This window comes from Tahibacter caeni (assembly GCF_024609805.1).
In the GTDB taxonomy this organism is placed as follows: domain Bacteria; phylum Pseudomonadota; class Gammaproteobacteria; order Xanthomonadales; family Rhodanobacteraceae; genus Tahibacter; species Tahibacter caeni.
Genome location: NZ_JANFVR010000634.1, coordinates 1 through 1,273, shown reverse-complemented (window position 1 = coordinate 1,273; position 1,273 = coordinate 1). Strand labels below are relative to the sequence as shown.

Sequence of the window (1,273 nt, the reverse complement as noted above, 5' to 3'; positions counted from 1 at the left end):
CGCCTGCGGCTGGAGCCGCCGGCAGCGTTCGACCGCCGACTCGTCGGCCGCAGCACCGGCGAACAGGACCGCCGCCACGCCGGCCGCGAGCACGGCCGCGGCCCGGCGACGGCGCGGCAAGGCAGCGTTCGGCAGGAGGGGCATGACCGCCGACGTTCGCGCGAACACCGTCCCGAAAACAAGCCCCGGTGATCCGGATTCCGGCACATGACCACCGAAAATCAACGACTTGCGGCGATTCCTTCCCGGCTTGGTCCCATCCCCCGCTTGCGCGCGGGCGCCGCTGCTGCGATCTATTCCGCCTCGCCGACGCAGGCCCGCCTGCGCCGACCACATCCTGGGAGGACGCTCATGCAATTCCGGACCACCGCCATCCTGTTGCTGGCCGCGCTGCCGGCCTTCGCCCACGATCCGCTGCCCGACGTCGACTGGTGCGCCGGCGGCCGCGTCGCGCCGAAGGAGGAGTTCCGTCTCGGCAGTCCCGACCTGGATCGCTACCGCATCTGCCTTAAGCAGCTCGGCGGCCGCAAGAGCGCCGGCACCGACGAGCCGCCTGCCTGCCCGACATCCATCGGTCCGGTGCCGACCAAGCCCTGCCCGAACCAGACCTGCGGCGAATTCGACGACGACTACCACGTCGCCCAGCGCATGGCGCTGAACCACTGCCGGCGCCTGTATTCCGCGTCGACTTCCCTCCAGAGCACGGCCGGCAGCGTGGTCGCGATCATCGAGGGCCCGGCCTCGATACTCGATACCAGCCATCACAGCGACTACAGCCTGTCCGAAGGGGTCAGCGGGTTCTGCGCGGTCTGCGAGGCGTCGCCGGAACATCCGGCCGACTGACGCGGTTCAGAGCAACGCGCGCCGCCGCAGGCTGGCCTGCACGCTGTCGGCGCGCAGGCGCAGGGCCTCGCGGTCGCCGGCCTCGAGACGGCACTCGGACAGCACGTAGTAAGCCGTGCGCAGCACTTCGCGCCAGCGCGGCTGGCGCGGCAGGCGCGAGAGGCTCAGGTAGCGCTCCATCGCGCGCACGCGCAGGCGGCCTTCGTCGATGGTCACGCGCCAGACGCGGCTCTTCTCGGCCAGGTCGATGCGCGTGCGCCCGGTGACGCGCTCCCAGATCTCTACCGCATACACCATGAGTTCGACGAGATCGCGGCGGAACCGCTCGCCGTCGGCGTCGCCCGCCGCGCCGTCGGCCGCGGCATCGAACACCGGCGCCGCCTCGGCCGTCACCGCCGCGTCGGCGGCGACCGGCGTCAGCCGCAGCACG

At 72.0% G+C, this 1,273-nt stretch carries 3 protein-coding genes; 2 read left to right on the top strand and 1 reads right to left on the bottom strand.

Going from position 1 to position 1,273, the window contains the following annotated elements:
- Together NON22_RS24475 and NON22_RS24470 are read left to right on the top strand one after the other, a co-directional pair.
- On the top strand, positions 1 to 192 hold a 192-nt coding region (locus NON22_RS24475), incomplete at its 5' end, for a hypothetical protein (RefSeq protein ID WP_257389591.1).
- 159 nt (positions 193 to 351) lie between these two features.
- Positions 352 to 843, top strand: a complete 492-nt coding sequence (locus NON22_RS24470; RefSeq protein ID WP_257389590.1) for a hypothetical protein — start codon at positions 352 to 354, stop codon at positions 841 to 843.
- A gap of 6 nt (positions 844 to 849) precedes the next feature.
- Here NON22_RS24470 and NON22_RS24465 read toward each other — a convergent pair.
- Positions 850 to 1,273, bottom strand: a 424-nt coding sequence (locus NON22_RS24465; RefSeq protein ID WP_257389589.1) for a hypothetical protein, incomplete at its 5' end; no start/stop codon positions are given.